Below are 16,917 nucleotides of genomic sequence, written 5' to 3'. Positions count from 1 at the left end.
AGGATCTTATGCAGAAGCTGTTTTCTTCCCTGGCCGTCACGGCGCTCGCTTCCAGCCTGGCGCTGGCGTTTTCCGCGCACGCCGCCGCGCCTGCCGCGCACGGCTTGCCCATCGTGCAGGAGGCCCCGCTGCGCGCCCACCTGGCTTTCCTGTCGAACGACTTGCTGGAAGGCCGGGGTACGGGCCAGCGCGGCGCCGACCTGACGGTGGCGTACCTGGAAACCCAGGCGCAGATGGCTGGCCTGCAACCCGTGCGCGGCAACAGTTACCGCCAGAGCGTGCAAATCGCCGGCGTGAAATCCTTGCCACAAGACAGCAGCCTGCAAGCCGTGGCGGGCGGCAAGGCCGTGCCGCTGGCCTTTGGTCCTGCCTGGGTGTGGGCCACGGGCGACTCCGTTGCCGCGCATACCTTTGATGCGCCGCTCGTATTCGTCGGCTACGGCATCACGGCGCCGGAAGAGGGCTGGAACGATTTCAAGGGCGCCGATGTCAAAGACAAGATCGTCGTCATGATGGTCAACGACCCGCAGCCCACTGTTGCCGAGCCGAACCGCTTCGCCGGCAAGGCGCTGACCTATTACGGTCGCTGGACCTACAAATTTGAGGAAGCCAAGCGCCAGGGCGCCGCTGGCGTATTGCTGATCCACACGAAACCGTCCGCATCGTACGACTGGAGCGTGGTGCAAAACAGCTGGAGCGGCAGCGAGCGCTTCCAATTGGCCGACCGCACTGCCGGCACGCCGCTGCAGGGCTGGATCGCGGAAGATGCTGCGCGCCGCTTATTTGCGGCCGGCGGCCAGGACCTGGATGCCTTGCGCGCGCAAGCGGAAAGCAAGGACTTCAAGGCCGTTGCGCTGGACGCCAGGTTGAGCGGTGAAATGAAGTCCGCCGTGCGCAAGGTGGAGCAATTCAATATCGCCGGCATGGTGCCGGGCACCGATCCGACATTGAAGGATGAAGCCGTCATCTACAGCGGCCATTGGGACCACCTGGGCCAGCAAGGCGAGGGTGACGAAAAAGCGGGAGATACGATCTACAACGGCGCCGTCGACAACGCTTCCGGCACGGCCGGCTTGCTGGCCATGGCGCAGGAAGCCGTCAAGAAACCGGCCAGGCGCACGCAGATCTTTCTGTGGGTAGCGGCCGAGGAACAAGGCTTGCTGGGCAGCGCCGCCTATGCGGCCGATCCGCTGTGGCCCCTGGACAAGACGGCGGCCGCGCTGAACCTGGATAGCCTGAACTTTGTCGGCGCCACGCATGACATCGGCGCGCAGGGCAGCGAGCGCACGGAACTGGGTGCCATGGCGGCCACGGTGGCCAAAGCCATGGGCATGCACATCGCGCAAGTGCGACCCGACCTGGCCGGCGGCTATTTCCGCAGCGACCATTTCAGCTTTGCCAAGGCGGGCGTGCCCGCGTTTTCCATCAATGGCGGACGCGAGTACATCAAGGACGTGGCAGCGTCGAAGGCCAAGGCGGCCGCCTACGGCCCCCGCTACCACCAAGTCACTGATGAGTACGATGCCAGCTGGGATTTGTCCGGCATGACGCAGCAGGCGCAATTCACCCTGAACCTGGGACAAGCCGTGGCGAATGCCGCCAGGATGCCGACCTGGAAGGCGGGCGACTCTTTTGGCAAGGCGCGCGGGCAATCGAAGTAACTGTCTCGGCATAAAAAAACCGCTCAATCTTGAGCGGTTTTTTTTGCGTCTCAGCTCGCCCGTTCCAGCCTGCGCTGCGTGTGGCGATACTTGCTCCACACCAGCAGCAGCAACAGCGGCATGGCGCCACCCACGGCGCACAGGGCGGGCCAGCCGCCGGCGGCAAAGCTGGCGCTGGCCAGCGCCGAACCTGCCGAGGCGCCGATGAAGCCGCCCGCGATGAAGACGGTGGTCACGCGCGCCCGCGCATGCGGCGCCAGCTTGTAGATGATGGACTGGTGCGTCACTTGCAAGCCCATCACGCCCATGTCCAGCAGCACGATACCGATCAGCAGTAGCAGCAACGAGTGGGCGCCAAAGCCGATCAATGCCCAGCCCGCGATCGAGGCGACGGCCAGCAGCCAGGTGGCCTGGCGCGCATAGCCGCGGTCGGCCATGCGGCCCGCCGTGTTGGCAGCGAAGGCGCCCGTGGCGCCGGCCAGGCCGAACAGGCCGATCTGCATTTCCGAATAGTGGTAGGGCGCGCCGCTGAGTAAGAACGTCAAGCCCGTCCAGAACACGCTGAAGGTGCCCAGGCCCAGGCCCGAGAACAGGGCGCGCTGGCGCAGCAAGGGTTCCTGGCGGATGATGTCGGCCAGCGACGCCATCAGTTTGCCGTACTGCAGCTTGCCACGCGGCGCCTCGTTCGGCAGGATGCGGCGCAGCATGACGAGCAGGGCGGCCACGACGATGGCGGCCAGCACGTAGACGGTGCGCCAGCCGCCGCTGATCTGCGACACCGTGCCGGAGACGGTGCGCGCCAGCAGAATGCCCAACAACAAGCCCGTCATGACGGTGCCTACCATGCGGCCCCGACTGTGATCCGGCGCATACGAGGCCACCATGGCCGTGACCACCATCAATGCGCTGGCCGTGATCCCCATCAAGACGCTGGCGATGGCAAAGACGATAATATTCTGGCTGGTGGCGGCCAGCAGCAGGGCGCCTATCTTGGCGATCAGCATCCACGTCAGCAACTGGCGGCGGTTCAACACGTCGCTGAGGGGTACTAAAAACACGATGCCCAGCACATAGCCGATCTGCGTGGCCGTGACCAGGTAGCCCGCTTGCGGCACGCTCACGCCAAACGAGGCGGCCAGCATGGAAGTGAGCGGCTGCACGTAGTACAGGCTGGCAACGAGCACGCCGGCCGACAGGGCAAATAGCAGGATGCGGGTGGAGCTCAGCAGGGTGCTGGCATCGAGGGAAGGGGGGACTGCAGATTTCATGCGGTACGACTTTCTTGGAATGACGCTTTTGGATCAGCATGATAGCGGGGCTGCGCATTTCTTGCCGGGCGCGGCCGATTTTGCGGCTGGGTGGCAGGTAAAAATGCCAGGTAAAAAAATCCCGGCGATCGATACCGATGGCCGGGAAAAGGGTATACGGGGATATACCGAGGGAGGAAACGTTCAGTTACTATTGCTGCGCCAGTTCCGCATGCACCTGCGCTGTGATTTCATACGAGCGCAGCCGGTGCTGGTGCTCGAAGATCTGCGAGGTGATCATCAGCTCGTCGGCACCTGTTTCGGCGATGAAGGCGGCCATCTTCGCCTTCACCGTGTCCGGCGCGCCGATGGCAGTGCAGGACAGGACGGAGTCGAGCATGGCGCGTTCCTGCGGGCCCAGCTGTTCCAGATAGCCGGGCACGGGCGGCTGCAAGCGCGACGGGTGGCCCGTGCGCAGGTTGACGAAGGCTTGCTGCATCGAGGTGGCGCGCAGGTGCGCCTCGGCATCCGTGTCGGCGGCGAACACGTTAAAGCCCAGCATCACATACGGTTTCGCCAGCTGCTTCGATAGCTTGAAATGTTCGCGGTAGTAGGCCACGGCTTGCAGCATCATTTGCGGCGCGAAGTGCGAGGCGAAGGCGTACGGCAAGCCCAGATGGGCGGCCAGCTGGGCGCCGAACAGGCTCGAACCGAGTATCCATACGGGCACTTTCGCGCCCTTGCCGGGCACGGCCAGCACGCGCTGGCGCGGCTCGTCGGACATGTAGTCGATCAGTTCCAGTACGTCCTGCGGAAACTGCTCCGCGTCGGATTGCAAGTCGCGGCGCAGCGCGCGCGCCGTCGTCTGGTCGGAGCCTGGCGCGCGGCCCAGGCCCAGATCGATGCGGCCCGGGTGCAGCGCTTCCAGCGTGCCGAACTGTTCCGCGATGACCAGCGGCGAGTGGTTCGGCAGCATGACGCCGCCCGCGCCCACGCGGATGGTTTTCGTGCCGGCCGCCACATGGGCGATCACGACGGCCGTGGCGGCGCTGGCGATGCCGGGCATGCCGTGGTGTTCAGCCAGCCAGTAGCGGTGGTAGCCCCAGCGTTCGCCGTGCTGCGCCAGGTCCAGCGTATTCTTGAACGACTGGCTGGCGTGGCTGCCTTCGGCGATGGGTGCGAGGTCGAGTATGGAAAATGGAATCATGGTAGCGATATCGGGACGTGGTGGAAAATCACAATGGACGATTTGTCTATCCCCTGACGCTGGCAGGGTTACCCAGGACAGCGTGGCGGGGAAGACAGACTGTGCACATGATAATGCGAATCGGGAATTTGCGTACTGATCGGTAAAAAACTCGTATCGATTGGAAATCGTCCCTCGCAATGCTAGAGTGGACGTCCCCACTCTATGCGCCCCGCCATGCTCAAGAAACCCATCCTGTTGTCTCTGTTTGGCCTGCTGTTGCAGCCCTCCGTTCACGCCGCGCCCGTCAGCCTGCAGGCGCAGGACACGGCCCGCTACGCGCTGGCCACCTATCCCGAACCGCTGATCGCCTGCCTGGCAAAGATGGTCAGTTTCAACACGGTGGCCGACCCGGCTGTGCCGTTTGCCGACAATCCCCAGCACACGGGCTTCAAGCGCTACCTGGCGCAAGAGGCGCAGCGCCTGGGTTTCGATTTCCACGATCATGGCCATGTGCTGATCATCGGCATGGGGAAAGGCCGCGAAAGGGTGGGCGTGATCACGCACGGCGACGTGCAGCCCGTGAACCCCGCCAAATGGGCCCGTTCGCCGTTCGAGCTGGACCGCAGCAGTGAGCCTGGAAAACTGCTGGGACGGGGTACGGAAGACGACAAGGGGCCCATCGCCACGGCCCTGTATGCGATGAAAGCCATCCAGGATAAACAGGTGCCGCTAAGCAAGCGCATCGAACTGTACGTCTACATGGCCGAGGAGTCCGACTGGGAACCGCTGAAACAGTTCCTCAAGACCCATACGCCGCCGCAAGTCAACATCACCATCGATGCGGAATACCCGGTGGTGACAGCCGAGAAGGGCTATGGTTCCATCAAGCTGACCTTGCCGCCGCGCACGGCACTGCCGGTTGCGGGCGGCCCCGTACTGACGCAGCTGACAGGCGGCTTTTTCGGCAGCCAGATTCCGGAAGACGCACAAGCCGTCATCGAGCACGCACCGGCGGCGCTGGAAGCGGTCATCCGCGCCCGTGCGCTGCAGCAACAGGGCATGCGCTATACCTTGACGCGCGATGGCGACACCTTGACGGTAACGGCGCTGGGCGTGTCGGCCCACTCGTCGAAGCCGGAAGACGGCCTCAACGCCATCAGCATGCTGGCCGACGCGCTGGCCGTGCAGCCGTGGCAGGGCACGCAGGCGGCCGACATGCTGTCGTTCCTGAATGAATTGGTGGGCACGGGCATCTACGGCGAACGCTTCGACCAGATCGCCTATCGCGACGGTTTCATGGGCCCGATGACGGTGGCGCCTACCGTGCTCAAGCAACAGGGCGGCGCGCTGGAACTGAACATCAATGTGCGCCGCCCACAAGGCAAGACGGCGGCCGTGCTGCAGCAGCAGGTGACGGCCGCCTTCGATGGCTGGAAGGCGCGGCGCCAGGTGCCGGCAGCGCTGCAGGTGCAGATCGGTGAGCCGTGGCTGCAAATGGGCGCGCCGCAGATTCCCACCCTGCTATCCGTCTTCGAACACTACACGGGCATGGCAAATCCGCAACCGGTGGCCATCGGCGGCGGTACCAATTCTCGCCTGTTCCCGAATGCCGTCAGCTTCGGCCCGGCCATGCCGCACACGGTATACACGGGGCATTCCGAACACGAGTTCATCACGGAAAAGCAGTTGCTGCTGAATCTGCAGATGTACACGGCCGTGCTGATCGAACTGGCGAAATAGCCGCTTGCAAAAATAGAGGGAAGTCATAGACTGCAAGCCTGGGACGAATCCGGGCGCCGAACTTTTTATGCGCATGCGGGTCTGACGTTTCCATATAGGAAGGGAGCAGCTATGCATGAGCAACAGGAGGCCCGGCTGGCGCCAGGCAGGGTAGGCGGTGTGGTGCCGCGCCTGAACCCGGACGAGGGGCGGCCATGAACTGGCCGCTGGAACTGGAAGTGGCGCACAAGCTGGCGCAACTGCGGGGCTGGCTGGAGCAGGAACGTGCCGGTGCCGTGCGCCTGCGCGGCGTGGACTGGTTTGCGTGGGCCACGGCGGGCGCGTCGAACAGCCATAGCCATACGGCCGAGTGCGGCTGTGCGGAAGTGCTCGTGACGCGTGACGCCGCCTATATCCTGACAGACGAAGCCGAAGCCACGCGCATGCGCGAGGAGGAAGTGCGCGGGCCATGGACGTGGCAAGTGTCGCCCTGGATGCAGCCGCAGCTGTATGAGTTGCGCGAGCATTTCGTGCAGCATGCGGCCGGTGGTGCGCCTGTCTTGTCCGACCGGCCAGGCTTGCGCGAACGCAGCCTGCCCGTGGCCCTGCGCGAAGAGCGGTTGGTGCTGCTGGAATCGGAGCAGCAGCGCTATCGCCAGGTAGGACGGCTGGCTGCCGGCGCGGCCGCGGATGCGCTGCGCCAGGCGCGCCCCGACTGGAGCGAGCAGGAACTGGCTGCCGCGTGCGTGCGCGCGCTGTGGCTGCGGGGCTTGCAGGCCGTGCATGTGCTGGTGAGCGGAGAGGCGCGCCAACAGCGGTATCGGCGCGCGCCGCCGGCCCAGGTGGTGCTGGGCACGCAAGCCGTGCTGGCCTTGTGCGCGCGGCGTTTCGGTCTGTGCGCCAGCCTGAGCCGTCAACGGCGCTTCGGCCCGGCGCAGCGTCGCGCCGATGGCGCGGCGGTGGCCATGGACGATGCCGATGCCGCCATGCTGGCGCTGGAAGCGGTGGCGCTCGACGCTTGCGAGACGGGCCATGCACTGAGCATGGTGTATCACGCGCTCGACAGCGCTTACGCGTATGCCGGCCAGCCCGACACGGTGCGTACCAGCCGGCAGGGCGGCATCCATGGCTACCTGGCGCCCGAAGTGGCCGCCGGCGCGCACACGGAAATCATCCTCAAGCGTGGCATGGCGCTGGCCTTCCACCCCAGCTTGCCCGGCAGCACGGTGGAAGACACCTTTCTGCTCGACGGCAGCCAATTGCACAACCTGACGCACGACCCGGCCTGGCCCTCCGCCGTGGTGCAGGGGCGCAGCCGGCCGCTGACCCTGGCCTTGGCCTGATGCGGCCATGTGCGCAAAACATCGGCAAGCATCGGCAAGCCCCGGCAATATCAATAGCGCCGCATCACGCCTTTTTGCACGTTGACCCGGTCGCCGATCTGGAAGACGGGCTGGGTATTTTGCATGAAGGTGCGCGGCGTGCCGTCGTCCAGGCGCAAGGTGATGCGGTACAGCATATTGCCCGCCGCCCCCGAGGTGCTGCCGGCGGTGCCTGATGTGCCCGCCTGCATGTCGGCACTGCCTTGATCCATGCCGCGCGGCACGGTTACTATCGACTGCACCTCGCTGAACTGATGTTCATGCTGGACTGGCTGATTTCACTGCGCATGTCACTGCTCATGGCCTTGCCCGTATCGGTGGCGATGCTGGTCGTGCTGCTGGCCGGTGCGGCATAGCTTGCGCCGCTATTGCTGCGCGTCAGGCTGGCATTGTCCGTGGCGTGGCAGGCCACCAGCAAGGTACAAGCCAGGCCGGCCAGCAGCGGGTTTTTTTTCGCTAGCATCTTGCTCTCCTCATGGTCGAACACTCAGGATCGGCACCCGCGGTGATGCGGATAGCAGCGATTGCTGCATGTAAGAGCACGGTGGCGCCGGGATGTTCGGCAGCCGTCATTGCCGATTGAGCTAGATCAAGCAGCTAATTGCCGTGCTTGGTATAAACGATGCTGGCAATTACCATTTGTGCATCCGCACGTTTCCTCACTGTTGAATAGGGAGAAAAAATGTCATCTGGTCCTACCGCAAAACTGATCGATGAGTTGGTGCTGGCCGTCGTCGGCACTGCGCGCGATGACCGTGCGCGCCATGTGCTGACCCAGGCCTTGCATGGCCTGGTGAGGCTGGTGCGCTCGGAACAGTTGCTGGACATGCAGCGCGATGCGGCACGCGCCGTGGGCGCCGGCAGCCGGCGCGAGACGCGCGCCCTGATGCGGCGCCTGGGCGCGCGCAGCCAGGGACAGTTGTCGCTGGCTTTGCAGGATAGCGAAGCGGACCGCGCCTGACGGGCTGTCACGCGCCAGTTCAAGCTTCGGGCAGCGGCGCGCCCTTGCCGAGGGCTGCGGCGACCATTTTCGGCCAGAAGAAATATAGCGGCAGGCAGACAGCCGCGGCGGCCGTGATATCGACCACCCAGTCGCTCACGGCGCCATGGCGGTAAGGCAGGAAACTCTGGATGAATTCGTCCAGCGCGCCCATGGCCGCCACCATCAGCACCGACAGCAGCGCCCGGCGCGCCATGCCGCCGCGCGTGCCGCTGAACAGGATCAGGGCCAGCACGCCATAACCGAAGGAATGCAGCACGCCGCCCGAGGCATATTGGCCCACGTCCGCGCGCACGCCGGGTATGTCGCCGACCAGGATCACCAGGACATACAACAGCAGTGCGGTACGGTAGCGCAGGCGTGCGTGGCGGTCGGCAAAACAGAGTTCGAGCAATGGTGCAGGCATGATGCGTCAGGACAGATGGAAAGGCAGTCACAATATCATGTGCATGGCGGACCGCTGTGTTTTTGCGCAAGAGCCTGCCGTACAGGCAAAAAAAGGCCCGCGGGGACGCGGGCCAAAAACCCAAATGAGTGGGTCAAGAGTTGAGAGTTGCTTACCATGTCGCGCGCCTTGCCGGCGCGCGCCACGGTCATGAAAGGGGAGTGGTGTGCCATCGCAGCACACCTGTCTGTAGTCAGGCATATCGGTTGCCTGTACAGCAGATGAAGCAAGTATAGGGGGCCAACATGACGGGCCGATGACACGCCGCAACATTTTTTTGCGGCAGGCAGAATGACCGGGAAAATTGTGGGATATGGCAAGAATGGCCATGTTTCAGGAGTGACAGCAAAAAAAAGCCCGCTGGTGAAAGCGGGCTTAAAACTATTTTCTTGGAGGAGAATAGTGGAGACAGGTGCATTATGCGTGCGTCGCACGATATGTGTCTAATGATCTTTTTAGATATGCATTATTCATTTTTTATATAACTCTCCTGTTTCACTCTCACTCCTTTACGGCCACCGTGTAGTTGAGCGCCATGCGTCCGCCATCGACATAGATGGTCTGGCCCGTCATGTAGGTGGCGTCTTCGCTGGCCAGGAAGGCGGCGATGCCGGCCACTTCCTCCGGCTCGCCGCAGCGGCCCAGCGGCGTGCGCGACAGGATCGTGTGGCGCGCTTCAGGGCTCGACAGCACCGCTTGCTTGGCCAGTTCCGTCAGGATGGTACCCGGCCCGATGCCATTCACGCGCACGCCGTGCGAGGCGAGATTCAAGGCCATGACCTTGGTCAGCTGGTTGATTGCGCCTTTTGACACCACATACGGCACCTGGTTCGGAATCGCCAGTTCCGCATTCACGCTGGACATATTGATGATGCAGCCGCTGTTGCGCTTGACCATCTCGCGCGCCACGGCCTGGCCGCACAGGAACATCGATTTCAGGTTGATGCGCATGACGCGGTCGAAATCGTCTTCGCAGACATCGAGGAAATCGGCCGCGTGCGTGACGCCCGCATTGTTGACGAGGATATCGATGTGGCCGAACTGGGCCAGCGTTTCCTTCAGCATGGCATCGACGTCCGCCTTCTGGCTGACGTCGGCGCAAAAGAAGCGCGCTTGCGGGCCGAGGGCGGCGGCCGCCTGCACGCCTTCTTCCTTGATGTCGACCAGCATCACCTGCGCCCCTTCGGCGATCAGGCGGGTGGCGCAGGCCAGACCGATGCCTTGCGTGGCGCCCGTGACGATGGCGGTTTTATTGATCAGTTTCATGCGGTCTCCTCGACGGTAATGGGGGCCGCGCTGCCCAGGCCACCGGCCTGCGCGGCAATGGGCAGATTTTAATCCCTGGGCAGGAATCAGAGGACGATGGGTTCGTTCGGCAACTGGTTGCCGCGCGTACCGTCGGCGGGGAAGTGGCTTTGTAGCAAGGTATTGAGCTGCTGCAAGGCATCGAGCGTGCTGTCGTGGTAATTGCCATCCTTGAACCCTTTCGTCATGGTGCGGCACACGCCTTGCCATTGTTCCGGCGTGACGCGCCGGCCCACGTGGCGGTCGGCGACGATATCGACCTGGTGCTCGGCCAGGTTGATATAGATCAGCACGCCAACGTTGTCTTCCGTATCCCAGACGCCATACTGGGCGAACAGTTCGCGCGCCCGCTCGCGGTTGCTCATGCCCTGGTAGGCCATGCCGGGCGTCAGGGCCGCCTCGACGATCAGGCGCACTTCCGCCTGGTGCATCGCCTCACCATCGGCGATGGTCGTCTCGATGGCCTTCAGGGTGCGTTCGGGAAATGCCTGGCGCGCTGTCGCGGGCGTGCCACGCAAATGCTTCAAGGCGCGTCCGCAACGCTGTCCAAATGTCAGTTGTTTCGTCATCACCAATCTCCCGAGGCGCCACCGCCGTCAAAACCGCCGCCGCCGCCGCCACCGAAACCACCGCCGCCACCGCCACCGCCACCGCCAAAACCACCGCCGCCACCGCGATTGTTCAGCGCCTGGCTCAAAATGCTGCCCAGCACGACACCCGTGGCGCCGCTGGACCAGTTGCTGCCGCGCTGCAGCCGGCCAGGCCCGCCGCGCGAGCGGAACAGGGTCAGCACGATGAGGAAGCCGAAGAACAGCAGCGGCAGCCAGAAGGTCATGCCGCCCGCGTCCACCGTGGCCGGTGCCTTTTGCTGGGCCGGTGCGGGGAATTGCTCCTGGTTCAGCAGGGTCGCAATGGCGCCTATGCCAGCGACCAGGCCGCCATAGAAATCGTTCTGCTTGAAATGCGGTGCGATCACGTCTTGCAGGATGCGTTTCGATTGTGCATCCGTCAGCACGCCTTGCACGCCGCGGCCCGCTTCGATGCGCAGGCGGCGCAAGGAGGATGGATTGTCTTTCGCCACCATCAGCAGCACGCCGTCATCGACGCCCTTGCGGCCCAGCTTCCAGGCATCCGTCACGCGGATGCTGTATTGCTCGATGGCTTCCGGTTCCGTGCTCTTGACCAGCAGCACGGCGATCTGGCTGCCCGTCTTGGCTTCGTAATCGGCCAGCACGCCTTCCAGCGCCGCTTTCTGCTTGGCGTCGAGCATGCCGGCGTTGTCCGTCACGTGCGCGGCCAGCGGCGGCACGGCTTGCAAGCCCTGTGCGCTGGCGGGCAGGCTGGTGCACAGCAGCAGCGCCGTCGCCAGCGCCGCCAGATAAGACCAGGCTTTCATCTTATTTGCCGAAGTTGACGGTTGGCGCGGTCGAGATGGATTTTTCATTTTCCACCGTGAACGATGGCTTGACCTTGTAGCCGAAGACCATGGCCGTCAGGTTGTTCGGGAAGCTGCGCGCATGCACGTTGTAATCTTGCACGGCGGTAATGTAACGCTGGCGCGCCACGGTGATGCGGTTTTCCGTGCCTTCCAGTTGCGACTGCAAGTCGCGGAAGCTGGTGTCGGCCTTCAAGTCCGGGTATTTCTCGGACACTACCATCAGGCGCGACAGGGCCGACGACAGCTGCCCCTGCACTTGCTGGAATTTCTCGAACGCGGCCGGGTCGTTCAGTACTTCGGGCGTGATCTGGAAACTCGTGGCGGCGGCGCGCGCCTTGGTCACCGCTTCCAGCGTTTCGCGCTCATGCGTGGCATAGCCCTTGACGGTATTGACCAGGTTGGGGATCAGGTCGGCGCGGCGCTGGTACTGGTTGACCACTTCGCCCCAGGCGGCCTTGGTGGCTTCGTCCTTGCTCTGGAAGTCGTTGTAGCCGCAGCCCGTCAGGATGCCGGTCAGGACGGTGACGCTTAGCGCCAGACGCAGCCATTTGGTGAATTGATTGGTGATTTGCATGATGGGTTCCGTGCGTTATGGGGGAGGTGAGGCAAATATACCTGAAATGGCCCGGGATGTCGGTTTAATAAGCGCTGGACGCCGCCCCTGACTGCCTTGGCGCGCCGTGGCAACCCTGCACCGCGTTACAATACGGGGTTTGCAACTGAATATAGAGAAGGTGTGCCGTGAATTTCATCAATAAATTATCCGCCGCGTGGACGGCCAATAATTCCCTGCTGTGCGTGGGACTGGACCCCGACCTGGCGAAACTGCCGGCCGAATTGCGCGACTTGCCCGATGGAATCACCACCTTTTGCACGCGCATCATCGACGCTACGGCCGACCTGGCCTGTGCCTTCAAGCCGCAGATCGCGTATTTTGGCGCGCTGGGCGCGGAAAAACAGCTGGAAGACATCTGCCGCTACGTGCGCGAACACTATCCGCACATCCCCCTGATCCTCGACGCGAAACGGGGCGACATCGGCGCCACGGCCACGCAATACGCGCGCGAAGCGTTCGAGCGCTACGGCGCTGACGCCGTCACCGTGAACCCCTACATGGGCGAGGATTCGCTCGATCCCTACCTGGCGTGGCAAGACCGCGGCGTGATCATCCTGTGCCGCACCTCGAATCCGGGCGGCTCGGACCTGCAATTTCTCGACACGGACGGCGTGCCCCTGTACCAGCGCGTGGCGCGCCTGGTGGCCGAGAAATGGAACAAGAACGGCCAGTGCGCGCTTGTCGTCGGCGCCACTTTCCCTGAAGAACTGGCGCAAGTGCGCGCCATCGTCGGCGACATGCCGCTGCTGGTGCCCGGCATCGGCGCCCAGGGCGGCGACATCGCCGCCACCGTCGGCGCGGGCCAGACGGCCAACGGCATGGGCATGATGATCAGCTCCTCGCGCGCCATCATCTACGCCACGCCGCAAGCGGGCGAAGATTTCGCCGACGCGGCGCGGCGCGTGGCGATCGAAACGCGCGATGCGATCAATCAACACCGCGCGGTTTAAGTTGCATCCATGAAAATGCCGGGCTAGCCCGGCATTTTGCATTTAGTCTCTCTGTGGTGCCACCATCTCCGCGTAATCGTAGAGTTCGCCCAATATCTCTTCCCCCCGCTCATCCACCGATTCCGACAGCACGTCGATTTCCGTAAACAGCATTTCGATGGTGCGGGCGCCACCGTCGCCGTCGAACAGGCGGGCGGCGCGGTGCTGTTCCCATCGCAGGTTTTCCGCTTCGCTCAGGGTTTGCGGGAAATTGCGGGCGCGGTAGCGGAACAGCAATTCCTGCAAGCGTTCATCGGCAAACGAGGGGCGCGCCGTGGCCAGCTTGGCTGGCGTGTCGCGGCGCAGCGATTCGAGCAGGCGGCGGTCGTCGTTGCTGACGAAACCATTGTACAAATCTTCATCCACGTCCAGCGCGACATGCGTGCCCGGGCGCTGGAAGACTTCGGCCCAGATCGCATCCATGTTCGGCGCCGTGGTGGCCAGCTGGGCGTTGACCTTCGCGGCGTCCAGATCGATGCCCCATTGCGCGGCCATGGCCGGCGACAGGGTTTTCAGATTGCCGACCAGCATGGGCGACTTGTTCAGGTGCACGCTTTTCACGGGCAGGCGCGTCATGCCTTCCGGCATGGCATCCTTGCGCGTAAATAAACGCGTGCGGATGGTGTCGGCGTCCAGCGCGAACAGTTCACGCGGGTCGTACTGGCAATCCCAGACGAGGATTTCATTCTTGTTGCTCGGGTGCGTGGCCAGCGGCCAGACGACGCCCAGGCAGCCCCGTTCGGCGGGGAACATGCCCGACACGTGCAGGAAGGGCTGGCGCTCGCTGGCGGCCAGGTGCATGCCCATTTCGCTGGCGACCCTGTCCTTCTTGTGCAGCGCCAGGCAAAATTCGAACAGTTTTGGCTGCTTTTCCTTGATCAGGCGGGCCAGGGCGATGGTGGCGCGCACGTCGGACAGCGCATCGTGCGCCGCTTCGTGGACCAGGCCATTGGCCTTGCTCAAGTGTTCCAGTTTAAAACTGGTCTGGCCATCGTCGCGCTTCGGCCATTGAATACCTTCCGGGCGCAGCGCGTGCGTCATGCGCACCACGTCGAGGATGTCCCAGCGGCCGCAATGGTTTTTCCATTCGCGCGCATACGGATCGATCAGGTTACGCCAGAACAGGAAACGCGTGACTTCATCGTCGAAACGGATGGTGTTGTAGCCCACGCCGATGGTGCCGGGTTCCGAAAAGGCCGCTTCGATGGTGGCGGCGAACTGGTGCTCTGGCACGCCCAGTTGCAAACACTGCTGCGGCGTGATGCCCGTGATCAGGCATGATTGCGGGTCGGGCAGGAAATCATTTGCAGGCTGGCAATACAGCATGATCGGCTCGCCGATCTCGTTGAGTTCGGCATCCGTGCGGATGGCGGCGAACTGGGCCGGGCGGTCGCGGCGCGGCTGGGCGCCAAAGGTTTCGTAGTCGTGCCAAAGGAAAGTCTGGGTAGTCATTGATGGTCGTTGCTTCATTGGTTATCTGGGCCGCTCAAAGAGTCGCTGCTACAGTTTTCTGAAAACCTGCCGATACTACACGAGAGGATGGTCATCATTGCGTTTCCCGCATGGTGGCATATATTGCCCGTTCAAGGAGGTCTATCGTGTCAATTCCTATCGCCGCAAGCGGCAATTCCACCCCTTCCGTGACATCCGTCAGTACGGGCGTTGCCGGCAAGGACGATAAAGTCCAGCAAAAGGACGGCGTCAACGCTGAAATGAGCGTTAACGACCGCAGCAAGCTGCAATTGAACGCCTCCATCATGCAGGCCTCGCTGAACGTGTCGATCGGTTCGGAAAACGAGCCGCTGGCGCTGCTGTACAAGACGGCCATCACGAATATCAATGAAGCGCTGAAGGGCCAGTACGGCGAGGACGCGATCCAGAACGCCGCCTCGCAGGACAATAGCGCCGAAGCGACGGCGAGCCGCATTGTATCGCTGTCGACGGGATTTTTTGACGCCTACAAGAAACAGAATCCCGGCATGGACGACGATACGGCCCTGACCAAGTTCATGGACACCATCAGCGGCGGCATGGAAAAAGGCTTCAAGGAAGCGCGCGATATTCTGGGCGGATTGAAAGTGTTGCAAGGCGATATCGCCGGCAATATCGACAAGACGTATGAGCTGGTGCAGAAGGGCTATGCGGATTTCATCGCCGCGCACAGTAGCAAGAAGGATGAGGCTGCCAAGCCGGATGCAAGCAAACCGGCCGACAGCAAGGCTGCCTGAGCTACAGCATGACGCGGTTGCGGCCTGAGGCTTTTGCCCGGTACAGTGCCGCATCGGCCGCCGCGATCAGCGCTTCGTCGTCCTGTTCGGCCGCCAGGCTGGCCACGCCGAAGGAACCCGTGATGTGCGGCAGCGCGCTGCGCATGTCGGCGAAAATGACGGCTTGCTGCATGCGCTCGCACAGGCGCTCGGCGACCCGCAAGGCCACGTTTTCGCTGGTGTCGGGCAAGATCACCATCATTTCCTCGCCCCCATAGCGTACGGCAAAATCCGTGGGTCGCAGGGCTGCGCCCAGCACTTGCGCGGCGATGCGCAGCGCCTGGTCGCCCGCCTGGTGGCCGTGGGTGTCGTTGAAACGCTTGAAATGGTCGAGGTCTATCATCACCAGCGATAGCGGCGAGGCGCTGGCGTGGGCGGTGATGATCATGTTCGGCAGTAAATCGCTCAGCCAGGCGCGGTTGTACAAGCCCGTCAGGCTGTCGACCATCGATAGCTGGCGGTAGAATTCGCCCAGTTTCTGGCGGCGGCGCAGCAGGGCATTCGCGGCGCGGATGCGGAAGGAGAGCAGCCGCAGCAGGTTACGTGCCAGGCCATTCGATTGCTCGATCAATTCCCAGACGATGGCCGCGTCGATCACCAGCAAGTCAGTTTCTTCCAGGGCGGAAATGGCGGCCAGGTTGCTCGCTTCATCGAGCACCGATTGTTCGCCCACGCTTTCGCCGGGCAAGACCTTGCTGACGGTGCCGTCATCCATGCCCGTGTGGATGTCGGCGGCCACGGCCAGCGAGCCGCGCAGGACGATGTACAGGCTGGTGCCCTGGGTGTCAGCAATGGCTTCGCCCGCTTCGAGGCGCATGACGGGACAGGGCGCCAGCATGGCGGCCGTCTGGCTGTCCGCCCCATCGCGAAATAGCTGTAAATCGCCGATGTTGCAGCCTGAAGCGCCGAAGTTGCCGATCTGTTCCACAATCATACTTTCAAAAAGCCGGCGCGCGAGCAGGGAGCCGGTATCTTCATGATAGCCTAAAGCGGCCTTGGCTGTAACGGCAAAGGCTTGCTTGATGTCACTTACTGTGAGAAATACGACAATTATTTCATTGCCGTGTTAATCAGCTGAAATGCTTGTGGTTTTATTACTGCTGTTGCTGCGAGCGAAAGAGGGCGCCGGATGTGCAAAGGCAGCCTTGAACGGCTGCCTTGGTCTCTGGCGAATGCTGCAGTGGGGGAATTACTCGGCGGTTTCTTCCGCTTCGGCCGTATCGATCACGGCATTCTTGCCTGTGGCATGGCGCTTGCTGTCTTGCAGGCGGCCCAGGGCACTATCGATGGCGCGTTTCAGTTTGTCGGTGGCGCCGGCAACGGATTGATGCACGGTGGCGTTCTGTTCGGTCACGGCGATCGGTTGATAGCCAGCAACGCGTGCTTCCATGACGCAGCGAATATCGTCAGCGCCGCCTTTCGGGCCATTCGTGTCGCTGATGTGGACTTCGATGCGGGTCAGGTTGTCGCGGAAGCGATTCAGTGCGCTTTCAAGTACGGATTGCACATGTTCGTTCAGTCCAGCGGTGTTGGCGATGGTGCTGTCGGTATGAATATTGATTTGCATATGCTTACTCCTGTCAATTCAAAAAAAACCCATCTCAGGCGTGTTGCGGCCTGGTTGCTGCCTCATGCACATGACCTCTGTGCATGGAACTT

Annotated in this window: 18 protein-coding genes; 6 read left to right on the top strand and 12 right to left on the bottom strand. The window is 62.9% G+C overall.

Annotated features, from left to right (window positions below; translation table 11 throughout):
• Positions 1-8 precede the first annotated feature (8 nt).
• Positions 9-1,661: a M28 family peptidase gene (locus ACQ4WP_RS03140; protein ID WP_436518630.1), complete on the top strand. Its 1,653-nt coding sequence runs from the start codon at positions 9-11 to the stop codon at positions 1,659-1,661.
• A gap of 50 nt (positions 1,662-1,711) precedes the next feature.
• Here the strand turns inward: ACQ4WP_RS03140 and ACQ4WP_RS03135 are convergent, their stop codons facing one another.
• Positions 1,712-2,929 (bottom strand): MFS transporter, encoded by a 1,218-nt coding sequence (locus tag ACQ4WP_RS03135; protein WP_436518629.1) that lies wholly within the window; start codon positions 2,927-2,929, stop codon positions 1,712-1,714.
• A gap of 190 nt (positions 2,930-3,119) precedes the next feature.
• The gene (locus tag ACQ4WP_RS03130) at positions 3,120-4,115 is read right to left on the bottom strand and encodes an LLM class flavin-dependent oxidoreductase (protein ID WP_436518628.1); all 996 of its coding nucleotides are present in this window, start codon (positions 4,113-4,115) and stop codon (positions 3,120-3,122) included.
• A 216-nt stretch (positions 4,116-4,331) separates the two neighbouring features.
• Between ACQ4WP_RS03130 and ACQ4WP_RS03125 the strand changes: the two genes are divergently transcribed.
• Positions 4,332-5,837 carry a dipeptidase gene (locus tag ACQ4WP_RS03125; protein ID WP_436518627.1) on the top strand — a complete coding sequence of 502 codons (1,506 nt, stop codon included), beginning with the start codon at positions 4,332-4,334 and terminating at the stop codon, positions 5,835-5,837.
• 194 nt (positions 5,838-6,031) lie between these two features.
• A complete protein-coding gene (locus ACQ4WP_RS03120) occupies positions 6,032-7,159 on the top strand; it encodes a M24 family metallopeptidase (protein ID WP_436518626.1) in 1,128 nt (375 codons plus the stop codon).
• Between the two features lie 50 nt (positions 7,160-7,209).
• Here the strand turns inward: ACQ4WP_RS03120 and ACQ4WP_RS03115 are convergent, their stop codons facing one another.
• Together ACQ4WP_RS03115 and ACQ4WP_RS03110 are read right to left on the bottom strand one after the other, a co-directional pair.
• Positions 7,210-7,410: a hypothetical protein gene (locus ACQ4WP_RS03115; protein ID WP_436518625.1), complete on the bottom strand. Its 201-nt coding sequence runs from the start codon at positions 7,408-7,410 to the stop codon at positions 7,210-7,212.
• 17 nt (positions 7,411-7,427) lie between these two features.
• On the bottom strand, positions 7,428-7,661 hold the full coding sequence (locus ACQ4WP_RS03110; RefSeq protein ID WP_436518624.1) for a hypothetical protein: 234 nt from the start codon (positions 7,659-7,661) through the stop codon (positions 7,428-7,430).
• 219 nt (positions 7,662-7,880) lie between these two features.
• Here ACQ4WP_RS03110 and ACQ4WP_RS03105 point away from each other — a divergent pair, with 219 nt between their 5' ends.
• Complete coding sequence (locus tag ACQ4WP_RS03105; RefSeq protein WP_436518623.1) at positions 7,881-8,159, top strand: hypothetical protein; 279 nt, start codon at positions 7,881-7,883, stop codon at positions 8,157-8,159.
• A gap of 19 nt (positions 8,160-8,178) precedes the next feature.
• On the opposite strand, the gene ACQ4WP_RS03100 is transcribed toward ACQ4WP_RS03105, so the two are convergent.
• From ACQ4WP_RS03100 to ACQ4WP_RS03080, 5 genes are all read right to left on the bottom strand, one after another.
• Positions 8,179-8,604, bottom strand: a complete 426-nt coding sequence (locus ACQ4WP_RS03100; RefSeq protein ID WP_436518622.1) for a VanZ family protein — start codon at positions 8,602-8,604, stop codon at positions 8,179-8,181.
• 540 nt (positions 8,605-9,144) lie between these two features.
• The gene (locus ACQ4WP_RS03095; protein ID WP_436518621.1) at positions 9,145-9,909 is read right to left on the bottom strand and encodes an SDR family NAD(P)-dependent oxidoreductase; all 765 of its coding nucleotides are present in this window, start codon (positions 9,907-9,909) and stop codon (positions 9,145-9,147) included.
• Between the two features lie 86 nt (positions 9,910-9,995).
• On the bottom strand, positions 9,996-10,517 hold the full coding sequence (locus ACQ4WP_RS03090) for a TPM domain-containing protein (RefSeq protein ID WP_436518620.1): 522 nt from the start codon (positions 10,515-10,517) through the stop codon (positions 9,996-9,998).
• Positions 10,517-11,344 carry a TPM domain-containing protein gene (locus ACQ4WP_RS03085; protein ID WP_436518619.1) on the bottom strand — a complete coding sequence of 276 codons (828 nt, stop codon included), beginning with the start codon at positions 11,342-11,344 and terminating at the stop codon, positions 10,517-10,519. The genes ACQ4WP_RS03090 and ACQ4WP_RS03085 overlap by 1 nt, the downstream gene beginning before the upstream one ends.
• A 1-nt stretch (position 11,345) precedes the next feature.
• Positions 11,346-11,960: a LemA family protein gene (locus ACQ4WP_RS03080; RefSeq protein ID WP_436518618.1), complete on the bottom strand. Its 615-nt coding sequence runs from the start codon at positions 11,958-11,960 to the stop codon at positions 11,346-11,348.
• A 167-nt stretch (positions 11,961-12,127) separates the two neighbouring features.
• On the opposite strand from ACQ4WP_RS03080, the gene pyrF reads away from it, so the two are divergent.
• Complete coding sequence (pyrF, locus tag ACQ4WP_RS03075) at positions 12,128-12,952, top strand: orotidine-5'-phosphate decarboxylase (RefSeq protein ID WP_436518617.1); 825 nt, start codon at positions 12,128-12,130, stop codon at positions 12,950-12,952.
• 42 nt (positions 12,953-12,994) lie between these two features.
• On the opposite strand, the gene sbcB is transcribed toward pyrF, so the two are convergent.
• Positions 12,995-14,443, bottom strand: a complete 1,449-nt coding sequence (gene sbcB, locus ACQ4WP_RS03070; RefSeq protein WP_436518616.1) for an exodeoxyribonuclease I — start codon at positions 14,441-14,443, stop codon at positions 12,995-12,997.
• 146 nt (positions 14,444-14,589) lie between these two features.
• Here sbcB and ACQ4WP_RS03065 point away from each other — a divergent pair, with 146 nt between their 5' ends.
• Positions 14,590-15,219: a DUF5610 domain-containing protein gene (locus ACQ4WP_RS03065; protein WP_436518615.1), complete on the top strand. Its 630-nt coding sequence runs from the start codon at positions 14,590-14,592 to the stop codon at positions 15,217-15,219.
• Between the two features lies 1 nt (position 15,220).
• On the opposite strand, the gene ACQ4WP_RS03060 is transcribed toward ACQ4WP_RS03065, so the two are convergent.
• Together ACQ4WP_RS03060 and ACQ4WP_RS03055 are read right to left on the bottom strand one after the other, a co-directional pair.
• Positions 15,221-16,186 carry a GGDEF domain-containing protein gene (locus ACQ4WP_RS03060; RefSeq protein ID WP_436518662.1) on the bottom strand — a complete coding sequence of 322 codons (966 nt, stop codon included), beginning with the start codon at positions 16,184-16,186 and terminating at the stop codon, positions 15,221-15,223.
• Between the two features lie 261 nt (positions 16,187-16,447).
• Positions 16,448-16,825 carry an HPF/RaiA family ribosome-associated protein gene (locus ACQ4WP_RS03055; protein ID WP_034781728.1) on the bottom strand — a complete coding sequence of 126 codons (378 nt, stop codon included), beginning with the start codon at positions 16,823-16,825 and terminating at the stop codon, positions 16,448-16,450.
• Positions 16,826-16,917 lie beyond the last annotated feature (92 nt).

The sequence above is a fragment of the Janthinobacterium lyxosi genome (genome assembly GCF_051380665.1).
Lineage (GTDB): Bacteria > Pseudomonadota > Gammaproteobacteria > Burkholderiales > Burkholderiaceae_D > Janthinobacterium.
This window is presented reverse-complemented; position numbering and strand designations above follow the sequence as displayed.

Bases quoted from the DNA above. Each gene is read 5' to 3' on its own strand.
- ACQ4WP_RS03115 (WP_436518625.1), bottom strand. From the start codon at position 7,410: ATGGATCAAGGCAGTGCCGACATGCAGGCGGGCACATCAGGCACCGCC.
- ACQ4WP_RS03090 (WP_436518620.1), bottom strand. From the start codon at position 10,517: ATGACGAAACAACTGACATTTGGACAGCGTTGCGGACGCGCCTTGAAG.
- ACQ4WP_RS03110 (WP_436518624.1), bottom strand. From the start codon at position 7,661: ATGCTAGCGAAAAAAAACCCGCTGCTGGCCGGCCTGGCTTGTACCTTG.
- ACQ4WP_RS03135 (WP_436518629.1), bottom strand. From the start codon at position 2,929: ATGAAATCTGCAGTCCCCCCTTCCCTCGATGCCAGCACCCTGCTGAGC.
- ACQ4WP_RS03080 (WP_436518618.1), bottom strand. From the start codon at position 11,960: ATGCAAATCACCAATCAATTCACCAAATGGCTGCGTCTGGCGCTAAGC.
- ACQ4WP_RS03095 (WP_436518621.1), bottom strand. From the start codon at position 9,909: ATGAAACTGATCAATAAAACCGCCATCGTCACGGGCGCCACGCAAGGC.
- ACQ4WP_RS03125 (WP_436518627.1), top strand. From the start codon at position 4,332: ATGCTCAAGAAACCCATCCTGTTGTCTCTGTTTGGCCTGCTGTTGCAG.
- sbcB (WP_436518616.1), bottom strand. From the start codon at position 14,443: ATGACTACCCAGACTTTCCTTTGGCACGACTACGAAACCTTTGGCGCC.
- ACQ4WP_RS03055 (WP_034781728.1), bottom strand. From the start codon at position 16,825: ATGCAAATCAATATTCATACCGACAGCACCATCGCCAACACCGCTGGA.
- ACQ4WP_RS03085 (WP_436518619.1), bottom strand. From the start codon at position 11,344: ATGAAAGCCTGGTCTTATCTGGCGGCGCTGGCGACGGCGCTGCTGCTG.
- ACQ4WP_RS03120 (WP_436518626.1), top strand. From the start codon at position 6,032: ATGAACTGGCCGCTGGAACTGGAAGTGGCGCACAAGCTGGCGCAACTG.
- ACQ4WP_RS03140 (WP_436518630.1), top strand. From the start codon at position 9: ATGCAGAAGCTGTTTTCTTCCCTGGCCGTCACGGCGCTCGCTTCCAGC.
- ACQ4WP_RS03100 (WP_436518622.1), bottom strand. From the start codon at position 8,604: ATGCCTGCACCATTGCTCGAACTCTGTTTTGCCGACCGCCACGCACGC.
- ACQ4WP_RS03130 (WP_436518628.1), bottom strand. From the start codon at position 4,115: ATGATTCCATTTTCCATACTCGACCTCGCACCCATCGCCGAAGGCAGC.
- ACQ4WP_RS03105 (WP_436518623.1), top strand. From the start codon at position 7,881: ATGTCATCTGGTCCTACCGCAAAACTGATCGATGAGTTGGTGCTGGCC.